The sequence below is a fragment of the Streptomyces sp. NBC_00154 genome (assembly GCF_026342835.1).
In the GTDB taxonomy this organism is placed as follows: Bacteria; Actinomycetota; Actinomycetes; order Streptomycetales; family Streptomycetaceae; genus Streptomyces.
In genome coordinates this window covers 101,799-120,780 of sequence record NZ_JAPEMI010000004.1, presented here as the reverse complement: position 1 = coordinate 120,780, position 18,982 = coordinate 101,799, and the positions used below count along the sequence as shown (strand labels likewise).

Genomic DNA, 18,982 nt, shown 5'->3' with positions numbered 1-18,982 from the left:
GGAATCGCCCCGTCCGCGTGCCGGGCACCCGACGGCTACTTCAGCCGGACGTTCACCCCGAAGCCGTACTTCGGGAGCGTCTTGTCGTAGTACGTGCGCGGGAGCTTGTTGGTCCCCGCTGTCGGAGTGGGCAGGCTCCGGAGCTCCCGGCTGTAGCTGCGGAAGACGGCGAGACTGACGGTCAGACAGTTGTTCGTCCACAGCCGGTACTCCGTACCGCGCAGCTTCTTCCACGTTGTGGTGGCGGTCGACGAGAGCCGCTGGTGGGTCTTCTTGCAGCGGTAGCCGTCGTACCCCTGCTTCTTGAAGTTGTTCACCATGTCCCTCCCGGTCCAGCTCGACTTCGACCACGGCTTCGTGGAGTACGAGCCGAAGATCCACCGGTCCGGGGCGGTCTGGAACGCCCAGGCGACATGTCCAGCCAAGGCCTTGTCGTCGATGCTGTAGGGGAACTTGAACATGCACACGGAGCCGGTTGGAGCGGCCTCGGCGGCCGGCGCCGAGGCGAGCCCGCCAGCAAGGACGGCGCCGAGCGCCAGGCCGACGGCAGTGCGGCGGCCGTAGGCAGGGCCCCGGCGAGTGCCTGGATCGTCCGGTTTGATCATGTGATGCGGTAGAGGGCGAGGACGCGGGGGCGTTCGGTGTGAGCTCGTCGTCCGGCGGCGGTGTTGACGTAGCCGGCGAGCTTGAGCGCGCTGCGGATCAGGTCGCGGAGGGCAGCGAGTACGGCGGGCGCGTAGTGGGTCCTGACTTGGGACTTGTCCTCGTTGAAGGTGACATCTCGACACCAGTGGACGGTGTTTTCCACGGTCCAGTGCCCGCGAGCCCAGGACGCGATCTCGGCTGCGTTCGCTTCCTCGGCGGGCAGGTCGGTGATGGCGTAGACGGTCTCGCTGGACCATTTCTTCGCCCCGTAGAGACGGCGACGGCGCTGGATGCGCAGGACCTGGGCCGCGTGCGGGAAGAGCAGGCCCTCGACGGTGACGACCTGCACGAGCCGCTGCTCGTGACGGCCGTGGCCCCGGGCGTCGTCGCGGTGGATCACGGGGATCTCCTTCCAGGGCAGGGCGTGGAGTTGACGGGCCTGGCCGCGCTGGTTGTTCTTGATGGTCAGCAGGTAGTGAGCGCCGCGTTCGCGCAGGTAGGTGGCGTGGTCGCGTTGGGCGTGGAGGGCATCGGCGGGAACGACCACCCCCGCGAGATCCGTGTCGTCGATCTGGTCGAGGAGTGGTGCGAACTCGGGGATTTCGTTGGTCTTCGCGCCGATCTCGCGGGAGGCGAGAGTGACACCGTCGCCGTGACGGACGGCGGACAGGACGAAGACCCGGCTGCCGTCCGGGCGTCTCGCGCCACGCAGGCACTTGCCGTCCACCGCGATCGCCCGCCGCCTCAGCCGTACCGGCTCGGCACGGGCGGCCGCCCGGTGGGCCCGGCGCTGTTCGCGCTCGGTGCCGCCGTCGGGCATCACCGGCTTAGGCCGGTGGGGCTGTGCGGACAGCAGGGGCCGAAGGTATTCGTAACCGGCCGCGCCGATCTCACCGGGATCGAGCCTCCCCAGGACGCTGCGCAGGGTCTTCTCACTCGGCACCCGGTAGCGGCCAAGGAGTGGGTGGTAGGGCAGGCCGAAGGCGGCCAGTTCCTCCGGCGTCGCACGCCGGCACCACTCCGCCGCCGCGGTGATCGAGTCGTGGCCGGCGGGTGTCATCGCGCAGACCACCAGGGCCAGCAGCGAGGAGAGCCGGTACCGCACTCCGCAAGCCCCTCTCGGATCGGTGACCGACTCGAACTCAGCGACCAGGCTGCGGACTTGGTCCTTGGCGACACCCTCGCCGAGGGCTTCCAGGCAGGGCGTATGAGGCACGGGGGCAGCGACAGGGGATGATGGAGGAACGAACACGGCACCTTCGTGGATCTTGCAGCGTAGAGAACTACATGATCCACAGGTGCCGTGTTCACCTGCTTCCGGGGCCCACCGCCGAGATCAATCACCCCAGGCCGAGACGATCCGGGCAAACGCCGGGGCCCTGCGGTCCGACCCGACTCGTCGATCGAGAGGACTACCGCGCCGCCCGGCGGGGCCAGATACAGGCCGATCACGCCAGCCACCTTCTCCGCGAACGCGGGATCTTTGGAAATCTTGAAGGTGCCGGACCGGTGCGGCTTCAGGCTTTCCTCGCGCCAGACGCGCGCGATGTAGTGCCAGGACACGGTGATGTTCTCGGTTCGCTCCAGGTACTTCGCCAACTCCCGTGTGGACCAGTGCGAAAGCCCCGTGCCGTCCGGCGGCGTCATGCGCGTCAGCGCGATCACCCGGGACCGCACCCGCGCCGGTACCTGTTCCCGTGCGCCACCGGGACGCTCCCCTTCCAGCCCGGCCAGTCCGTGCTCGGCATAGCGGGTCTTCCAGCGGTCCACGGTCGGCAGTGACACCCCGAGCAGCTCGGCAATGTCCTTGCGCCGGCGCCCCTCGCTCGACCACAGCACGATCCGGCCCCGCGTAGCGATGTCCGCAGGAACGTCCCGGCTGTTCAACAACTCCCGCAACTCGGCGGCCTGTTCCAGGGAGATCTCCACACCAAGAGACCCTGCCACACAAGATCAAGTAACGCTGACGGAATCACGAAACACTAGGCATAGACATCATTCCGGACTGGGCATCTGTTCCCGGAGGCGTCGCCACGACGCTCTTCCGAACGGTGCCGTCAGCAACCCCGGCAAGCGTCACCGCTCTGAAGTGCGTAAAGGATGTGAAAAAGCTGCCGGGCCGCGGGCGGGGAGCCGCCTGCGGCCCGGCAGTTGGTACGAGAGGTTGCGGAGGATCAGAAGGCGCCGGTGCCGTTCGGGGTGCCGAGGCCGGTGGGGCCGTCCCAGCCGACGCGGGCGTTGCACCACTGGGTGGTCGGGCAGCTGCCGTTGCTGCCGGAGGTCACGTCGTAGAGCGACGTCGCGTGTGTGTAGGGGTAGTTGTTGTCGATCGAGCCGGTGTTGCCGGCCAGCCCATAGACCGAGGCGATGATCGGGGACGACACGCTCGTGCCGCCGAAGACCAGCCAGCCGGACAGGCCCTGATACGCGGTGCTGTCGTAGACGGCCACGCCGGTGGCGGGGTCGGCGACCGCGGAGACGTCCGCCTCGGCGCGGTTGGCGCAGCCGGTGCCGAAGGAGGCGGCGCCGCTGAGCGCGGCGTTGTACGCGGAGCAGCCACTGCCGGCGCCGCTCCATGCGGTCTCGGCCCAGCCGCGGCTGCTGGTCGAGGTGGTGAGGTGGGTGCCGCCGACGGCGGTGACGTAGTGCGAGGAGGCCGGGTAGCTCGCGCCGTAACCGCTGTCACCGGAGCTGGCGGTCACCGCGATGCCCGGGTGGTTGTAGTACGAGCCGTAGGTGGCATCGGAGGCGTCGGAGCCGCCGTAGCTGTTGCTGATCGCCACCACGCCGGAGGTGGCCGCCGCACGGTTCACCGCGGCGCCCAGATCGGCGAAGGACGAGGAGCTGGCCTCCACCAGGAGGATGTGACAGTTGGGGCAGATCGCGGAGACCATGTCGAGGTCGAGCGAGATCTCCTGGGCCCAGCCGCCGTTGCTGCGGGGGTATTTGGTGCCGCCGCTCTGGTCGATCTTCTTGAAGCAGCCGTTGGCCGTGGTGCAGGCCGGCAGCCCGAACTGGCTGCGGTACACGCCCAGGTCGGCTTCGGCGGTAGGGTCGTCGTACGCGTCGACGATCGCGACCGTCCGGCCCGAACCGGCCGTGCTGGACGGCAGGTTGTACGCGGACTGCAGACTGGATGGTCCGTAGCCGGAGGGCGTGGCGTTCGGGGCGACCGACTTCAGGGTGGTGAGGTCGGTGCGGACGATGGCCTTGCACGCCGCGAACCCGGCCTTGGCGGTGGCGCAGGAGTGGGCCGGCGCCTTGACGCTCGGCGTGGCCGCGGCGTGGGAGGCCACGGCGGGGCCGAGGACCGTGAGCGGGATGGCCGCCAGGGCCGCGGTCACGATGGTCAACAGCCTTGCGCGCAGCTGCATATGGGTCTCCTTGGGTTGTGGAGATCAACGACGGCGCAAGCGTGCTGGAACAGCAGCCGAACGGATAGCCATGGAATGTTAAAGGGAGGATTCGTTTATGATTCCTGCCTGCGTGAATGGTGATTCGGAGTGCGAAACTCTGACATGCCCATGGGGGGTTTGGCTAGCCGGATCCCAGGGTAACTGCCCGCTGCCCTGCTGGTGACGCGGGGTCAGTTCTGCCGCAGTGCCGGCATCGGGACCGGGATGCTGTACGCGGTCGCGCCCGCTCCGACGCCTGTCATCCAGGCCGGCCCCGAACACACGAGCATGCCCAGCATCAACGGGCGCCGGGGCCTTCCCCGTGATCGTGGACACCGGTTGTCATGCGGCGGTGGCCAGCGTAGTTGATCGCTGTTCGTAGGTGATCGGGCTGATCTGGCCGAGGCGGGAGTGCCGTCGGCGGGTGTTGTAGCGGGTCGCCCAGCGGAAGACGGCGAGGCGGGCCTCACGGGCTCCGTTCCACCGCTTGCGGCCCTGGAGCGTCTCGCGTTTCATGGTCGCGTTCAGACTCTCCGCGGCGGCGTTGTCCGCGCTTGTGCCGACCGCGCCGCGCGATCTGGTTACGCCCAGCTGCGAGCAGACCTGGGCGAACTCCTTCGACACATATTGGGCGAGTTCAACCGGTCGTTGCAACACCGGGCTGTTGTAGTGAGCGTAGTTGCTCCTCGAAGACCTCGGCTGGTGTCCGCCAACCGAGGGTCTTGCGGGGCCGGTTGTTGATCGCCAGGGCGACGGCTTCGAGGTCTGCGGACGACCACCGGGACAGATCGGTGCCCTTCGGGAAGTACTGACGCAGCAGCCCGTTCGTGTTCTCGTTCGTCGGTCGTTGCCAGGGCGAGTGCGGATCGGCGAAGAACACCTTCGTCCCGGTTTCGACGGCGAACTGGGCGTGGCCAGAGAGTTCCTTTCCGCGGTCCCAGGTGAGGGTTTTGCGCAGCTGCTCGGGCAACTGCGCCATCGATGCCGTAAGCGCCGTGTTCATCGCGATGGCGCCATAGCCCCCGAGCGAGGGACCGTTCTTCACGGGCGGATTCTCGCCCCAGCCCTCGAGCCGAGGCAGGTGCACGAGGAGCGTGGAGCGGCTGCTGCGCTCGACAAGCGTGCCGATCGCGGATCGTCCCGTCCCGATGATCAAATCTCCTTCCCAGTGTCCGGGGACCGCACGGTCCGCAGCCTCGGCGGGGCGTTCACTGAGGACGACCTCCGCGGTGACATGCCCCTGCGGCTTGTTCTGCGACCGGGAACGGGGAGTCCGCAGCGCCCGGCCAGTGCGCAGACATGCGACCAGTTCCCGCTTGAGCGCGCCACGGCCCTCAATGAACAGCGACTGATAGATCGCTTCGTGGCTGATGCGCATGGACTCATCATCGGGGAAGTCGGCACCAAGTCGGTGCGAGATCTGTTCCGGGCTCCACGCCATCGCCCATCGCCTGTCCTGCCGATGCGGCTTGTTCAAGCCCTTCCAGGCGCGGGTCTCAGGCCCGGTGACGATCGTGCCGTCGGGTCGACGGACACTGCCGGCGAGCCGATCCTGCACGTACTCACGCAACCTGTCGTTGCCTACGAGTTTCGCGGTCTTCGGACGCTTCGCGGCCTGCTGCGCCTTCCACTGCGCCACCAGAGCCCGGTAAACCGACTTGCCACTCCGGGTCGCCGCGTTGCGGCGCAGCTCGCGTGAGATCGTGCCCGGGTCGCGTCCGATCCTGCGGGCGATCTCGCGCACGCCGATCTCCTGGGCGCGCAGCAGCGCGATCTCCTCACGCTCGGCGAACGACAGGTAGCGGCCCGTGGGCTCATCCAGGCTGATCGGCGGCATGCCGCCAGCGTGACGGAACCACCGGGATCCGACCGGCCATGAAACGCCAACAGCCACCGCGGCCTCTGCCGTCGTCACTCCCGACGCGATCCGCCGCCAGAAGTCCCGCTGCACCGCACGAGACGGCTCCGGTCGGCCTGGCGAACGCATCGACGGTCGCAACGCCCGATCCGCCGCCCACTGCCGTCGCGCACCCGCAGGCAACTTCGGCACCTTCTTCTCGTCTCGCCCCATCGCGCACCTCCGTGATCAAGGTGTTGCGACGACCAGTTGAATCCGCCTTGCGCCCCGTTGTCGCTGTGAAATATCGCCCCGCGCAGGCCGTCGGCGCCGCGGGCTCTCGCTGCGGCCCTGAGCGCGTCGGTGACCAGCGAGGTCCGCATGTGGTCGGCGATCGACCAGCCCGTCAGGCGTTTCGAGCACAGGTCCAACACCGTTGCCAGATAAAGAAATTGGCCGTTGCCGACGGGGAGATAGGTGATGTCGCCCACGTACTTGGTGTTCGGCACCTGGGCGGTGAAGTCCCGCTGGAGCAGGTCCGGAACCGGCGTCGCCGACGGCTCGGGAATGGTCGTGCGGACCTTCTTGCGCAGGTGCAGCCCGACGATGTGGAATTTGCGCATGACGCGCTCGACCCGCTTGTGGTTGACCCGCACCCCCAGGGCCCCGGCGTTTGCCCGGATCGTCTCGGCCTGGGGTGATTGATCTCGGCGGTGGGCCCCGGAAGCAGGTGAACACGGCACCTGTGGATCATGTAGTTCTCTACGCTGCAAGATCCACGAAGGTGCCGTGTTCGTTCCTCCATCATCCCCTGTCGCTGCCCCCGTGCCTCATACGCCCTGCCTGGAAGCCCTCGGCGAGGGTGTCGCCAAGGACCAAGTCCGCAGCCTGGTCGCTGAGTTCGAGTCGGTCACCGATCCGAGAGGGGCTTGCGGAGTGCGGTACCGGCTCTCCTCGCTGCTGGCCCTGGTGGTCTGCGCGATGACACCCGCCGGCCACGACTCGATCACCGCGGCGGCGGAGTGGTGCCGGCGTGCGACGCCGGAGGAACTGGCCGCCTTCGGCCTGCCCTACCACCCACTCCTTGGCCGCTACCGGGTGCCGAGTGAGAAGACCCTGCGCAGCGTCCTGGGGAGGCTCGATCCCGGTGAGATCGGCGCGGCCGGTTACGAATACCTTCGGCCCCTGCTGTCCGCACAGCCCCACCGGCCTAAGCCGGTGATGCCCGACGGCGGCACCGAGCGCGAACAGCGCCGGGCCCACCGGGCGGCCGCCCGTGCCGAGCCGGTACGGCTGAGGCGGCGGGCGATCGCGGTGGACGGCAAGTGCCTGCGTGGCGCGAGACGCCCGGACGGCAGCCGGGTCTTCGTCCTGTCCGCCGTCCGTCACGGCGACGGTGTCACTCTCGCCTCCCGCGAGATCGGCGCGAAGACCAACGAAATCCCCGAGTTCGCACCACTCCTCGACCAGATCGACGACACGGATCTCGCGGGGGTGGTCGTTCCCGCCGATGCCCTCCACGCCCAACGCGACCACGCCACCTACCTGCGCGAACGCGGCGCTCACTACCTGCTGACCATCAAGAACAACCAGCGCGGCCAGGCCCGTCAACTCCACGCCCTGCCCTGGAAGGAGATCCCCGTGATCCACCGCGACGACGCCCGGGGCCACGGCCGTCACGAGCAGCGGCTCGTGCAGGTCGTCACCGTCGAGGGCCTGCTCTTCCCGCACGCGGCCCAGGTCCTGCGCATCCAGCGCCGTCGCCGTCTCTACGGGGCGAAGAAATGGTCCAGCGAGACCGTCTACGCCATCACCGACCTGCCCGCCGAGGAAGCGAACGCAGCCGAGATCGCGTCCTGGGCTCGCGGGCACTGGACCGTGGAAAACACCGTCCACTGGTGTCGAGATGTCACCTTCAACGAGGACAAGTCCCAAGTCAGGACCCACTACGCGCCCGCCGTACTCGCTGCCCTCCGCGACCTGATCCGCAGCGCGCTCAAGCTCGCCGGCTACGTCAACACCGCCGCCGGACGACGAGCTCACACCGAACGCCCCCGCGTCCTCGCCCTCTACCGCATCACATGATCAAACCGGACGATCCAGGCACTCGCCGGGGCCCTGGGACCCCGATACCCGCGCAACACGTTCCCGCAGCTCAACACACCCGCAAGGGCTCCCAGTGATCCACGCCACACCCTTCCCGAACCGCTGGCGCCTGCTCCCGCGCAACGGGCATCATCACAGCAGGTCAGGAGCCCTGAATTTAGGGAAGGGTTCCGCCGAAAAGCCCGATACAAGGGCATAGAAACTGTTGAGCATCCCGACCTGTTCGGCCGAGAAGTCCAACGTTCCGCCGAAAAGCCCGATACAAGGGCATAGAAACGTTGAGAGTGGCGTGCATGCCGAAGTCCGGACTCTGGGTGTTCCGCCGAAAAGCCCGATACAAGGGCATAGAAACCCCCATTCGACAATCCGGTACATTCTCTGAAATACGTTCCGCCGGAAAGCCCGATACAAGGGCATGGGAACTAAAGCAGAAGACTGAGCATGGTCTTGGTGCAATCCGGCACCGCAGGAAAATCCCGATGCGAGGGCATGGGAACGTCCACCGAAGACACGCTGCATGGCTTCCGGGGCGATGGTGTTCCAGAAAGGGGACTGCCCAGTTGGAGCAGTTCCCTCGGTGTTCCCCAGTTGGGGCAGCCCCCTCGGTGTTCGGGGTGCGTCGCGGCGTCAGCCGTCGGCAAGGCGGTTAGCCTCGATCTTTTGACGGGCCGCCGGATTCTCCGGCGGCCCGTTTCGGCTCTTCGAGCTTGTGATGGCAGGCCGACAACCCGGCTGCTGCGTCGGGTGGGCGCCAGTTTCCACTGGTCCGGTCTCTGGTGTTTTGCTCGTCAGGGCGGATAGTTGTTGGTCAGCCGGGGTTAGGGAGAGCGCCGAGGCGCTGGATTGCCGCTGTGATCACGTCGGTCCATGGCCAGTTCCGGGCGGATCTGAGGTGTCGTCGGCGGGCCGCGGTGACGAGCTACGGGCAACGGTCCGGTGCTCGCGGGCTGTTCGGGGTGCGGCCTCTACAGGTCGAACTCCAGGTGCTCGATGTCCGTGAAGTGGACCTCCTCCAGGGAGCCGGCGCGGCGGCCGCCGTCTTGGAAGTAGGTTTCCTTGAGGGCTTCGGCGGCGATCTCCCTGAGGCGGTCGTCGCTGGCGCCCTGTTCCTGGGCTTCGAAGAGGCGGGCGGCGTGATGCGGCGGCAGGGCGACGGTCAGGTGCCGGATGCGGTCCTCATCCGTCGACCCGATCGGTGCGACGTAGCCGAGCCGGGCCCGGGTGTCGATGACGATGCCGCCGGTGCTCGCCGCCTTCTCCTTGGCCTTCGCCCGGATCTGTGGCTGCCACCGTTTCTTGACCTCGGTCTCCAGGCGTGCGGCGAGGTCGGGGCGGGGCTTTTTGATCTGGTCCTTGACGTACCGCTCGACGGTGCGCTGGGAGATCCGCAGCATCTGGGCGACCGCCTTGGTGCCCTTGTACTGCTTGACGAGGTACCGCATCTGCGCGCCCGCGCTCTTTGGCGTCGGGCGTGTGAACGCCTTCTGTACCGCCTTGTCGAGGCCGTCCCCGAACGTGCTCATCGCCTACCTACTCCCCGTTGTCCTGGTCGGTGACGGTGCCGTCCTTGATGTACCGGGCGAGGTTGAGCTCCGGGGCGTTGAACTGCTCCCTGGCGCCCTCGCCCCACAGCACGCTCTGCGTGCCCTCGTGCTTCACCAGGCCCGGGTTGACCCCGAGCTTGAAGCCGCCCGGCAGCGGCTTGCCCTCCCGGTACGGCAGGAAGTCCAGCGGCGATTCGCCGTCGGCCGCGTAGACGACGCAGTCGGAGAGGATCGCGACCGGGTACTGCCCGGTGAATGCCGCGTGCTTGACGATCTTGCGGTGCAGGTTGATCCGGGTGCGGGAGATGACGGCCGCGCGGATGTCCGGCCGCCAGGTCGGGCGGGACAGTGCCCGCCACGGCTCGCCGGGCCGCCAGCCCTCGCCCCGGGGCCGCTCGCGCAGCTTGCCGATGCCGCCCTTCACCGTGGCCTTGACGGCGGTCACCACGATCGTCAGCTCCGGGTCACGGCCCTTGTAGCCGTCCATCGCCGCCAGGAAGTCCTCCGGCGACAGGGCCGCGTCGACGCCGAGGTCGGCCATCGTGGCCAGGTAGGCGTCCCTGAGCCGGTTGTACCAGGCGTCCAGGTAGCGGCCGTTCTCGTCCCGGACGTACGCCTCGGTCGGCGCGACGTCGTAGCCGAGCTCCACCGCGTAGGCGACGGTCGGCGTCGCGTACCAGGCCGGGCCCTCCGGGCGTTCGCCCTTCGGCGTGAACGGGCTGGGCAGCATCGATCCGTCAAGCTCCACCCACTCCTTGCCGACCTTCACGCGGGACAGGTCGACGTGGCTCAGGTCGACCAGCCACGAGCCGGGCAGCTTCGGGTCGAACACCGGGTTCTTGACGTGGGTGGGCGCGCCGAGGCCGACGATCAGACCGTTGGCTCCCGCGCCGAAGGCCATGTTGACGTCGATGCCCACGAGGTTGCGGCGCAGGCATTCGTCGTCGGTGAGCGGCCGCGCCCAGTCGTACGCCTCCTCGAACAGCTTCTCCGCAGGTCCCCGGACGTGGAAGCGCGGCAGATCCTTCAGGAGCGGGTGCCCGTCGGGGGCCTCGCACGGCGCGCAGTCGACCGGGTCCTTCCCCAGCGAGCCGGGGTTGTGCTCGGAGTGCCGCTTGCCGTCGGCGTCCGGCTCGGAGGCCCGGGTCGCCGGGTGCAGCGCCGTCATCAGCTCCAGGCCGGTCACGGCGGTGGAACCGCGGGGCGTCATCACCCGCGACGCGTACGTGCCGAGGAGCCGGGCGAGTTCCGCCGGGGGCAGCTGCCCGGCCTCACCCCAGTGCCGGGTGTCCAGCGCGTTCCAGGACGGGATGCACAGCTGCACGCAGGCCCGCTCCGAGCCCTGTGCTGGGCGGTAGATCCGCGCCCACGGCCCGAATCCGCGCTTCGTCAGCTGCCACTGGGCGCGGGTCAGCTGCTTGATGACCTTGTGGCCCTCCGGAATCCGCCCAGCGAGCCGCTCCTGGTCGCTGAGGGCGACCGGGAGGCCGTAGCGCTCCAGCGCGGCCTCGGTGAGCACGAGCAGCGGGTCAGCCGGCTTACCCGGACCGGACAGCTTCGGCGCCCCGAGCCTCGCCTCCTTGAGCGTCCAGTCCACCAAGGCCGGCAGGCTCTTGGCAGGCACGTCCAGGACCAGACCACCGGTGCAGTACGCCAGCACCTTCCCGTCCTCGACATCCACGACCGCCAACGGACCGTTCTCGAACCGCGGGTCGATGCCGCCCACCGGGGTTGCGACCGGGGCCGCCTTCCTCGCACCCGGACGGCGCGACGTCGACGACGGCCTGGTGGTGCGCGCCGGACGCGGCGCTGCCACCGGAGCGGCGGTGGCAGGGCTGGTCTGGGTGTTCTCGGATGCAGTCGTGGCCGCACCCTCCGGGGCCGGGCCTGTGGACAAGGTCCGCGCCTCCGCCGGGGCGGGCGCGGCAGTGGACGTAACCGGCACTGTCGGCACCGCAGCGTCATGGACGCGCACGGTCACGTCGGCCGGGGCGGGGTAGAGCTCCGCGAGCTTGTCCAGCAGCCTGGCGTACGCGTCCCGCTCCGGCGGGCGGGGCTCGGTCTTGCCGGACTCCCAGCCGGACACCGTGGCCCGGCGCACCTTCAGTGCGGTGGCCACCTCATCGATCGTCAGGCCGTGCGCGGCACGCAGCCGTTTGCGCTCCGCCGGAGGCGGCAGCGTGGCGCGGGACGCGAGCAGTGCGTCGACCGCGTCGAACAACTCGGACATGGAGCACCTCCTGATCGACACTCTACCAATGAACCGTACGATACGCGTACGTCTGCCGTACGAATAGCATACGAAGTGCAATCATGGGGATAGTGGCATGTCATGCGAATGCCTTGAGTGGTATCCGTCGCACTGATGGCTGAGGAGTCTCAGCAAAGGCTGATGACCAGTCAGTTCGCTTCGTCGAAGATGACGTGCACAGGTCAGAGATTTGCGTCGCGGATTCCGGGACCGAGTGGCCTTCACGTCTACCGCCGCGTGGCTGCGTCAGCGCCGCCCGACTTCCAGCGCTGCGGGGCGGAGATGCGGGTCTCAGCCGAGCCGCCATCGGCCTCGCGGGGGTCCCTCGTTTGGTACGGCCGGGAACGCGCCACGCGAGGTGTGACTTTGAGCCGCAGGTGGCGAGCCGTGCGAGCAGTGCCGCTGGTCAGAAGAGTGGTTGATTATAGGTGGCGGACCCGTTGCTCAATAGTTGGCGAGTTTTGGGCCGGACCGGTTCGAGTCACAGCTAAAGGCGTGCGCGTCGTCCCGCGCTGCGAACGCGCTAGGAGCTGCGGCGCCCGTCTCCCATGGTTACGTGTGGGGCTTGCCCATCGGTGCGGGTGGCGTGCGGCGGCGGTTGGCCACGAGGGTCATCGGGCCGGCTGCCAGGAGGAGGGCGAGTGCGGCGTAGCCGTAGGTGAGGGTGGCCAGGGTGGCGATTGAGGCGGCTAGCAGGGGGCCGCCGGCGTCGCCGAGTTCGCGTCCGAGTTCGGCGCTTCCCATGGTCTGGCCGAGGCGTTCGGGGGGTGTGGAGGTGGCCAGGGTGGCGAAGCCGAGTGGGGTGATCAGGCCGGTGCCGGTGCCGATGAGTGCCGCGGCGAGCAGTACCCCGGTCAGTCCCGGCAGCATGGCGCAGGCCAGGCCGGCTGCCGTGGTCAGCAGGCCGATTCCGATACCGGTGCGTGCGGTGAAGCGGCCGGTGTCCAGGGCTTGTCCGGCCTTGGGTTGGACGATTGCGGCGCACGCGGCGAGGACCGAGACGGCCGCGCCGGTGGCCACGGTGCCCAGTCCTGCTGCCGCGCCGGAGACGGGCAGGAAGCCGACGCCGAGGGAGAGCGCGGCGGTGGCGCCCGCGAGGGCAGCGGTCGGCCGCAGGAAGACGGGGTCTGCTAGGCGCCTGGCCAGGTCCGCGACCGTTTGCCTCGTCCGCGGCAGTGGCGGTACGCGCGGGACGAGGAGGAGGGCCCACGCCGCCACGGCTGCGGCGAGCAGGGCGAGGACGGTGAACAGCAGGCGCAGACCGCCGGCCCAGACCAGTACGCCGCCGAGGAGCGGGCCCAGGGTGTAGCCGATGGACTTGTAGAAGCCGTAACTGCCGAACGCGCGGCCGTGCTTGGCGGCCGGATTGAGCCGGGCGACCAGCGCGGAGGCCGCTGGGGAGAAGGCGGAGGCTGCGGCTCCCTGGCCCAGTCGGGCCGCCCACAACCAGCCGGGGCTGTCCGCCACCGCATACACAGCGGAGGCCGCAGCAAAGGCGATCAGCCCGCCGAGGAGGACGGGGCGGGCTCCGATGCGGTCGGCGAGGGTCCCGAAGAGGGGTTTGAGGAGTACCTCTGCCCCGTCATACAGGGCGAGCAGCCCGCCGAGCACCAGGAGGGAGGTCACCGCGTCGTCGGAGAGGGCGCCGAGGTTGGCTGCGATGCTGTGTGCGCCCTCGAGATAGATTTCCCGCGTCGTGAGCTCGGACTGATGGCCCAGCAGATCTTTCACCATTGTCCACACGCTGCCGTACGCGTCCTCGTAGACCTTGCGCTGCGCAGCTGTCAGCCCAAGTCGCCGGTCCAGTGCGTGATGCAGGTGGACGAGTACGCGCGGTGCCATGGAGTGGCGCAGCATCTTCGGCGTGGCGTAGACCTTCAGTCCCAGGGTCTTGCACCGGAGGCTGGCCCGCTTGAAGACCTTCGTCCAGCTCTTGTGCTGCATCGGCATGCCGGTCTCCGTCAGCCACAGCATCGCGGGCTCCAGACCGTCGGTGGCTTCCACGAACATCCGCATGCGCTGCCCGACGGTTACCTCGTCCACGTGCGCCTCGACCGTACGACCCGACTCATCGCTCCACCGAAGAACCCGGCGGTCCTCTGAGATCTCCCGCAACAGCAGCCGACCCTCCATCTGGTCATAGAAGCCGCGGTGCTGTGCCCGGCGGACCACCGCGTCGCGGGTACCCATCCGATACAGGTCGGTCTGGCGCAGGCCTGCTTCGCTGACGTAGTAGAAGCGCCCGGCCCGCTTGGCCACCGCCTTGCCCACCCACCCGGAGTGGTAGCGCCGGGCGACGAGATCGCCCAGGGGCGGCAGCTCCCAGGTCAGGAGCGTGCCAACCTCTCGTCTGCGAAGGCCACTTGAGTAGGTGTAGTCGGCGAATGCCACGTCGCGGCCGTCATTGCGCCCCGGCCAGCTCGGGTTCTCCAGTCCGCTCGGGAGCATCCCACCCAGGCCCACGTCCCGCCACAGCCGGTATCCGCGCGGAGAGAGCCACTTCACGTTCGAGCTGCGCAGGTCCGTGGGCGCCAGGTCCGCCACCTCGACCGTGCCGCCACCGGGCGTGTGCATCGTATGCGTCAGCACCGGCGAGGAATCCACGAACCCCAACTGCCCGGCGATCTTGTAGAGCAGGCTGAGAGCAGCCAGTTCCCGTGCCCACTTCGCCCCGCCGATTCGCCTGGGGTTCTCCTCTGCACGTCGGCGCCAGTCTTCCCAGTCGTCGAGATCGTCGCCCGTGGCCTGGTCCCAACCCACCCCGCGTTGCCACAAGAAGGTGAAGAACAGCCGGTAGTCGGGCGCGTACGTCTCCTTGGTCCCGTCCGCCTTCCGCGCGAACTCGCGGTGCCGAAAGATCTCACTCAACCGCGGGTCGCAACGCCCCGTTGGGTCAATCAGAATCGGCTGGCCGGTCCGGATCTTCAGGGCTCGCTCACGATCCGCGAGGTCCCGCCAGTCATCCAAAACGACCACTCCGGCCCCATCTGGAACGCCGCCACCACCCACCCAAAACAGCCGCCACTCACCCACAACTCGGTTCCTCCCGTGCGCAACACGACCTGCTGCAACACGGGGACCGTACACAGAAGCTCGAGTCACCCGGTCAGCAGGACCTGGTCGGCCGGCTCCAGCCCCGCGACCCGCAGGACGTCATCGCCGACATCTCCCTGTTCCGGCCGGGCCCGGTGCAGGGTGGGATGCCCGCGCTTTACATCGCCGCCCGGCACGGCGCCGCCCCCGTCTACCCGCACCCCGATCTCGAACCCGTACTGCGCGATACGTACGGGGTGACGATCTGGCACGAGCAGATCATCGACATCCTGGCCGTGATGACCGGCTGCGACCGCGCCCTGGCCGAGGTCGCTCGACGCGCCCTCGCCGACGAGCAGCGCCTCCCCAATCTCGAAGCATGGTTCCGGGAGAAGGCCGGCGCCCGCGGCTACAGCACGAAGGTCCTGGACGAGGTCTGGGAGATCGTCGCCTCGTTCGGCGCGTACGGGTTCTGCCGCGCCCACGCCGTCGCCTTTGCCGTCCCCGCCCTCCAATCGGCCTGGCTCAAGGCCCATCACCCTGCCGCCCTCTACGCCGGCCTACTGGAGCACGACCCGGGCATGTGGCCCAGCTTGTTTCCGCACTCGCTGTGTCCCGCGCTGGTCGTGTCTCATTTTGACGAGCCCATGCCGCAAGCTGTGTCCCAGCGAAGCAGTGGCCCGTGTCGCTCTGGGGCAGTAGGAACTCGCGCAGGTTCCGAAAGACGTGTCCCTTTGCAGCCCTCGGCCTGTCAGCTAGGGGCGCCGATGAGCTATCGGAACTGCTCTGTGTCTCAGCGTCGCGAGCATCTTGTTAGGGCCTAGACGAGTTGATCCGAAGCGGTCAGCGAAGAGCGTCGGTGACGAATCGTGCCCGCTTCGCGACGGATGCGAGGGGAAGGTGTACCAGCTCGTAGCCGTAGGCGGTGTACGTCATGACCATTGACTCGTAGGTGCGCTCGGCCTCCTTGTAGGACTGCTTGCGCTCGCTGTCCTGTTCGTAGATCTCGGGCCAGGGGGGTGCGATGAACACGCGGCGGTGGTACCGAAACCTCTGCGCGGCAGTGTGAACGTGCTCCGGTACGGGCAGCCCTTCCAGCTTCAGGTAGCCCACGATGTCAGGGACTCCTCGGTCGAAAAGGACTGGCGCCGTCTGTGCTGCGGCGATGCGGTAAGAACGCAGTTCCCAGCAGAGCATCAGTTCGGCGAACAAAGCTGGGTCTGCCCAGGGCAGCGCCCGTCCGGCGACTGCGACCTGGTCCTGGATGATGCCGCGCCCTGCCTCGTGGGACCGCGCGTAGCCCATCCCCTCCAGGTGGTCGATCAAGGTGCTCTTCCCGGACCCGGGACCCCCGGTTAGGACGATGAACCGCTCCGACTCCGACGTCATACCGTGAACCTTCTCGTTCTCGCAAAACCGATCACCCCAACACAGAAGGTGCCCAAGGTCATTGTGTGACGAACGACCTGGACACCCTTCTCACCGGACTTTACGTGAAGATCGACGACGAGATCAGGGGAACTCATGGATGGGCCGGCCACCTCTGCTCAGCGACTCCGAACTTCCCGGCCGGTCCGGCGGATAGTCTCCACCAGCAGCACCCCACCGGCTTGCGAGACAGCACCACTACCATCGCCCCGGATACGGACGCGCGGATCCACCCCACTACGCTGCTTCACCTGGAAAGCGCCTCTTTCCCTGGACAACTCGACCCTAGACAAGCGCTATCGCCCCAGGTCAAACGCACTCTCCTGTCAAGAAATGCTCAGTGTTATGGGGCAGGGCCGGACGTTCAGAACCATTGTGTCCGAGTTGCCGTTGCGCCCGACCCGGGTGAAGCCGAGGGCAGTGTAGAGATGCATAGCGGGATTGCCGTCCTCGACGCTGAGGCTGAGCCGAGCGACCGGGGCCAGTCCCCCTGCGGCGGCCTGGATTAGCGCCTCCATCAGGGCCCGACCGTGCCCGCGGCCGCGGTGTTCGGGCAACAGGCCGAGGGTCAGCTCAGGGACGTCCGGCGCAACGAAGCCGTATCCGGGCTCACTCTCGGGGAGGCGCCGCGCCCAGACCGCGCCCATCGGTTCGCCACCGTCGGTCTCTGCGATGACCCCGAAGTCGTCCCTGCGGGGCCAACCGACGAGGTAGCGCGCGGCGTGCGGCTCAGCGGCGAGCTGCTCGGCAGTGAACCGCTGCTCGCCGCTCCAGTTGTATGCCTCGAGCAGGATGCGCCAGAGGAAGTCGGCGTCGCGGGCGATGGCAGGGCGGACAGACATCAACGGCCTTCGGGTCGGGAGCGGTGCGGGCCGACGATAGGTCGCCATCTACAGATCGGCAAGGAGATTCGTCGCGGGACGCCTGCCCCACCGGGCGGCCCCCCGGAGGGTTACCGGGAATCTCCGGGCTGACGTCCAGCCGACGATCACCCGCTACTTGTCTTCACCTCAGGAGTGAAGTCCTCTTACTGACCATCAGAACCCCGGAATGCCCTATCGCCCCAGGTCGAAAGCGCTCCTGGACATGTTGGTCACGCTCAGGTGCTCTGGCTCATGGAAGGGCCGTCAGCTGCAGGTGCCGATGGCGGTGGTCCTGGTGCGGGGGACGGTGGCCAGTTTGGCGGGCGGTAGCGGCTCGGGGGACGGCTGCGGGCTGCGTAGGTGCGTGATCTCGTCGTGCTGGGCGGCGAGCCGGGACAGTGCGAGTTTCTTGAACTCGGTCAGCTCCTCGATGGTCGCGTCCCGCTCGGTGACGCGGTCCTTCAGTTCGGCGTTCTGGGCCTTCAGGCGCTCGATCTGGGCGTCTCTGGGGTCTGGCGCCTCCCCGGCTTCCCGATGGGCCGCCAGACGGCGTACGAACTCGTCACCAAGGTGCTGGTAAGGCCCTTCCCGGACGCTGCCGTCCCGGTCCCTCTTCGGGTAGAAACCGGTGCGGGTCACTCCCGCATCGGCCGCGAGGGTCTTGAGGTCGCATCGGCCGCCGGGCGGGAGTTCGCCGCGAAGGAGCCGGTCCATGGCGGCGCGGATCGCTTCCTCGTTCCGGCTCCGGTCGGTGTCACTGATCCTGCCCATGCACTCCTCCGGTAGCTGTGGCCAGGGCCGCGTCGATGGCGGCGACGACGTGGTCAGCCCGCTCGGCCTCGGCGGTGAGTCGCGCCTTCTCGCCCTTCTGGGACCGGCCGATCTTGCCGATGAAGACCCTGCTGCTGGCGGCGGCCGACGCCCAACTGGACCAGGCCGAGACTCGTGCTCAAGACGCCCGCGTCCACGCCGCCGGCGCCGACCCGGACGGCGAAGAACTCCCCGCCAAAGAGCTGGCCCCAGCCCTCAGCGAAGACCTGCTGCGCGCCTGCCTTCCGGCACTGTGCCTTCCCGAGCTGGCCGAACTGCCCAACCCGCAGGTGACGGCCCGCAGGACCCTGCACCACATCGCCCACCGCGTCCACAACAACCCGCGCCTGGCCGACCTCGCCGCCGACCGGCTGCACGCGGCCGCCGACGCTCTCGTGCCGAGCACGCTGAAGCCGACTGACGGGAGTCCTCTGCTGGTCCGCTGCCCCAAGGGGCAGCGGACCAGCCAAGCCTCATGACCTGCTTCATTCTCCGAGTGCGAACGACGCCCGTTCTTGCCACTTCGTGCCGTCGTGCACGATGAGTTCAACCGACGAGACGCGAGACGTGAACGGGAGCCTGCTGGCGAGGTCAGCCTCGATCTCCTCCAGGACGGCGTCTTCCTGACCTTGAGCGATGGTCAGGTGCGGCACGATCTCGGCGAACCGGCCGCCATACGGCGGAGCCTCAGGCCAACGATCAGCGATCGCCTCCGTGAGCTGCCGCAACTGCGTGTCAGGCTCAGGGACGAGATACAGCACTCCCGGGAGTCGTCCACATCTCTCGAACCGCAGGTCAAAAGTCTGGTGGCTTCCCAGCACGCCCGCGAGAGCGGAGTAGACGAGCGCATCTATTCGGCTCTCGTCGAGGAACGGGAAAAGCACGGTGACATGGGCTGGAACCCCGGCCTGGGCTGAGGGGTCGAGCCGTTCACGCCACCCGCGGACGGCCGGCTCCGCCTCCGGGATCCGGACGATGAGCCCCGTCTGGCCCGCCTGAAACGCACTGGTGCTGTCATCTGCCATGACACCGCATGGTGTCACCTCTGCCGCAGACAGCACGGCTCCTTT

The 18,982-nt window shown here is 68.2% G+C and carries 14 protein-coding genes, 3 pseudogenes and 1 CRISPR repeat array; of the genes and pseudogenes, 3 read left to right on the top strand and 14 right to left on the bottom strand.

What is annotated here, in order from left to right:
- Positions 1 to 35: 35 nt before the first annotated feature.
- From OHA03_RS46900 to OHA03_RS47965, 7 genes and pseudogenes are all read right to left on the bottom strand, one after another.
- On the bottom strand, positions 36 to 605 hold the full coding sequence (locus tag OHA03_RS46900) for a hypothetical protein (protein WP_267010053.1): 570 nt from the start codon (positions 603 to 605) through the stop codon (positions 36 to 38).
- Positions 602 to 1,798, bottom strand: coding sequence for an ISAs1 family transposase (locus OHA03_RS46895; protein WP_267010083.1), 1,197 nt, complete (start codon positions 1,796 to 1,798; stop codon positions 602 to 604). The genes OHA03_RS46900 and OHA03_RS46895 overlap by 4 nt, the downstream gene beginning before the upstream one ends.
- The gene (locus OHA03_RS46890) at positions 1,702 to 2,574 is read right to left on the bottom strand and encodes an IS630 family transposase (RefSeq protein WP_267010082.1); all 873 of its coding nucleotides are present in this window, start codon (positions 2,572 to 2,574) and stop codon (positions 1,702 to 1,704) included. The genes OHA03_RS46895 and OHA03_RS46890 overlap by 97 nt, the downstream gene beginning before the upstream one ends.
- 245 nt (positions 2,575 to 2,819) lie before the next feature.
- The gene (locus OHA03_RS46885; protein ID WP_267010052.1) at positions 2,820 to 4,019 is read right to left on the bottom strand and encodes a S53 family peptidase; all 1,200 of its coding nucleotides are present in this window, start codon (positions 4,017 to 4,019) and stop codon (positions 2,820 to 2,822) included.
- A gap of 363 nt (positions 4,020 to 4,382) precedes the next feature.
- Positions 4,383 to 4,673: pseudogene (locus OHA03_RS46880) on the bottom strand (integrase core domain-containing protein); the annotation flags it as partial.
- Positions 4,674 to 4,677: 4 nt separating this feature from the next.
- Positions 4,678 to 5,877 (bottom strand): IS30 family transposase, encoded by a 1,200-nt coding sequence (locus OHA03_RS46875; RefSeq protein WP_107055490.1) that lies wholly within the window; start codon positions 5,875 to 5,877, stop codon positions 4,678 to 4,680.
- A gap of 74 nt (positions 5,878 to 5,951) precedes the next feature.
- Positions 5,952 to 6,536: pseudogene (locus OHA03_RS47965) on the bottom strand (DDE-type integrase/transposase/recombinase); the annotation flags it as partial.
- A gap of 130 nt (positions 6,537 to 6,666) precedes the next feature.
- Between OHA03_RS47965 and OHA03_RS46865 the strand changes: the two are divergent.
- Positions 6,667 to 7,962: an ISAs1 family transposase gene (locus OHA03_RS46865; RefSeq protein ID WP_267010051.1), complete on the top strand. Its 1,296-nt coding sequence runs from the start codon at positions 6,667 to 6,669 to the stop codon at positions 7,960 to 7,962.
- 188 nt (positions 7,963 to 8,150) lie between these two features.
- Positions 8,151 to 8,480: a CRISPR direct-repeat array (repeat unit 36 nt; unit sequence GTTCCGCCGAAAAGCCCGATACAAGGGCATAGAAAC).
- A gap of 468 nt (positions 8,481 to 8,948) precedes the next feature.
- Here OHA03_RS46865 and OHA03_RS46860 read toward each other — a convergent pair.
- From OHA03_RS46860 to OHA03_RS47960, 3 genes are all read right to left on the bottom strand, one after another.
- Entirely contained in the window at positions 8,949 to 9,506 is a 558-nt protein-coding gene (locus OHA03_RS46860) for an XRE family transcriptional regulator (RefSeq protein ID WP_267010050.1), read from the bottom strand.
- A gap of 7 nt (positions 9,507 to 9,513) precedes the next feature.
- Positions 9,514 to 11,757 carry a helix-turn-helix transcriptional regulator gene (locus OHA03_RS46855; protein WP_267010049.1) on the bottom strand — a complete coding sequence of 748 codons (2,244 nt, stop codon included), beginning with the start codon at positions 11,755 to 11,757 and terminating at the stop codon, positions 9,514 to 9,516.
- 573 nt (positions 11,758 to 12,330) lie between these two features.
- A complete protein-coding gene (locus OHA03_RS47960; protein ID WP_323181432.1) occupies positions 12,331 to 13,512 on the bottom strand; it encodes an MFS transporter in 1,182 nt (393 codons plus the stop codon).
- Positions 13,513 to 14,867: 1,355 nt separating this feature from the next.
- On the opposite strand from OHA03_RS47960, the pseudogene OHA03_RS46845 reads away from it, so the two are divergent.
- Positions 14,868 to 15,401 (top strand): annotated as a pseudogene (locus OHA03_RS46845) (DNA polymerase III subunit alpha); the annotation flags it as partial.
- A gap of 253 nt (positions 15,402 to 15,654) precedes the next feature.
- On the opposite strand, the gene OHA03_RS46840 reads toward OHA03_RS46845, so the two are convergent.
- The 3 genes from OHA03_RS46840 to OHA03_RS46830 form a co-directional block, all read right to left on the bottom strand.
- Complete coding sequence (locus OHA03_RS46840; protein WP_267010047.1) at positions 15,655 to 16,200, bottom strand: AAA family ATPase; 546 nt, start codon at positions 16,198 to 16,200, stop codon at positions 15,655 to 15,657.
- 365 nt (positions 16,201 to 16,565) lie between these two features.
- Positions 16,566 to 17,081 carry a GNAT family N-acetyltransferase gene (locus OHA03_RS46835; RefSeq protein WP_267010046.1) on the bottom strand — a complete coding sequence of 172 codons (516 nt, stop codon included), beginning with the start codon at positions 17,079 to 17,081 and terminating at the stop codon, positions 16,566 to 16,568.
- 285 nt (positions 17,082 to 17,366) lie between these two features.
- Positions 17,367 to 17,873, bottom strand: a complete 507-nt coding sequence (locus tag OHA03_RS46830) for a hypothetical protein (protein ID WP_267010045.1) — start codon at positions 17,871 to 17,873, stop codon at positions 17,367 to 17,369.
- A 119-nt stretch (positions 17,874 to 17,992) separates the two neighbouring features.
- Here OHA03_RS46830 and OHA03_RS46825 point away from each other — a divergent pair, with 119 nt between their 5' ends.
- Positions 17,993 to 18,391 carry a hypothetical protein gene (locus tag OHA03_RS46825; RefSeq protein WP_267010044.1) on the top strand — a complete coding sequence of 133 codons (399 nt, stop codon included), beginning with the start codon at positions 17,993 to 17,995 and terminating at the stop codon, positions 18,389 to 18,391.
- A gap of 6 nt (positions 18,392 to 18,397) precedes the next feature.
- Here the strand turns inward: OHA03_RS46825 and OHA03_RS46820 are convergent, their stop codons facing one another.
- On the bottom strand, positions 18,398 to 18,937 hold the full coding sequence (locus tag OHA03_RS46820; RefSeq protein WP_267010043.1) for a 2'-5' RNA ligase family protein: 540 nt from the start codon (positions 18,935 to 18,937) through the stop codon (positions 18,398 to 18,400).
- Positions 18,938 to 18,982: the final 45 nt, after the last annotated feature.

Bases quoted from the DNA above. Each gene is read 5' to 3' on its own strand.
- OHA03_RS46900 (WP_267010053.1), bottom strand. From the start codon at position 605: ATGATCAAACCGGACGATCCAGGCACTCGCCGGGGCCCTGCCTACGGC.
- OHA03_RS46885 (WP_267010052.1), bottom strand. From the start codon at position 4,019: ATGCAGCTGCGCGCAAGGCTGTTGACCATCGTGACCGCGGCCCTGGCG.
- OHA03_RS46875 (WP_107055490.1), bottom strand. From the start codon at position 5,877: ATGCCGCCGATCAGCCTGGATGAGCCCACGGGCCGCTACCTGTCGTTC.
- OHA03_RS46860 (WP_267010050.1), bottom strand. From the start codon at position 9,506: ATGAGCACGTTCGGGGACGGCCTCGACAAGGCGGTACAGAAGGCGTTC.
- OHA03_RS46855 (WP_267010049.1), bottom strand. From the start codon at position 11,757: ATGTCCGAGTTGTTCGACGCGGTCGACGCACTGCTCGCGTCCCGCGCC.
- OHA03_RS47960 (WP_323181432.1), bottom strand. From the start codon at position 13,512: ATGGTGAAAGATCTGCTGGGCCATCAGTCCGAGCTCACGACGCGGGAA.
- OHA03_RS46840 (WP_267010047.1), bottom strand. From the start codon at position 16,200: ATGACGTCGGAGTCGGAGCGGTTCATCGTCCTAACCGGGGGTCCCGGG.
- OHA03_RS46835 (WP_267010046.1), bottom strand. From the start codon at position 17,081: ATGTCTGTCCGCCCTGCCATCGCCCGCGACGCCGACTTCCTCTGGCGC.
- OHA03_RS46830 (WP_267010045.1), bottom strand. From the start codon at position 17,873: ATGGGCAGGATCAGTGACACCGACCGGAGCCGGAACGAGGAAGCGATC.
- OHA03_RS46825 (WP_267010044.1), top strand. From the start codon at position 17,993: ATGAAGACCCTGCTGCTGGCGGCGGCCGACGCCCAACTGGACCAGGCC.
- OHA03_RS46820 (WP_267010043.1), bottom strand. From the start codon at position 18,937: ATGGCAGATGACAGCACCAGTGCGTTTCAGGCGGGCCAGACGGGGCTC.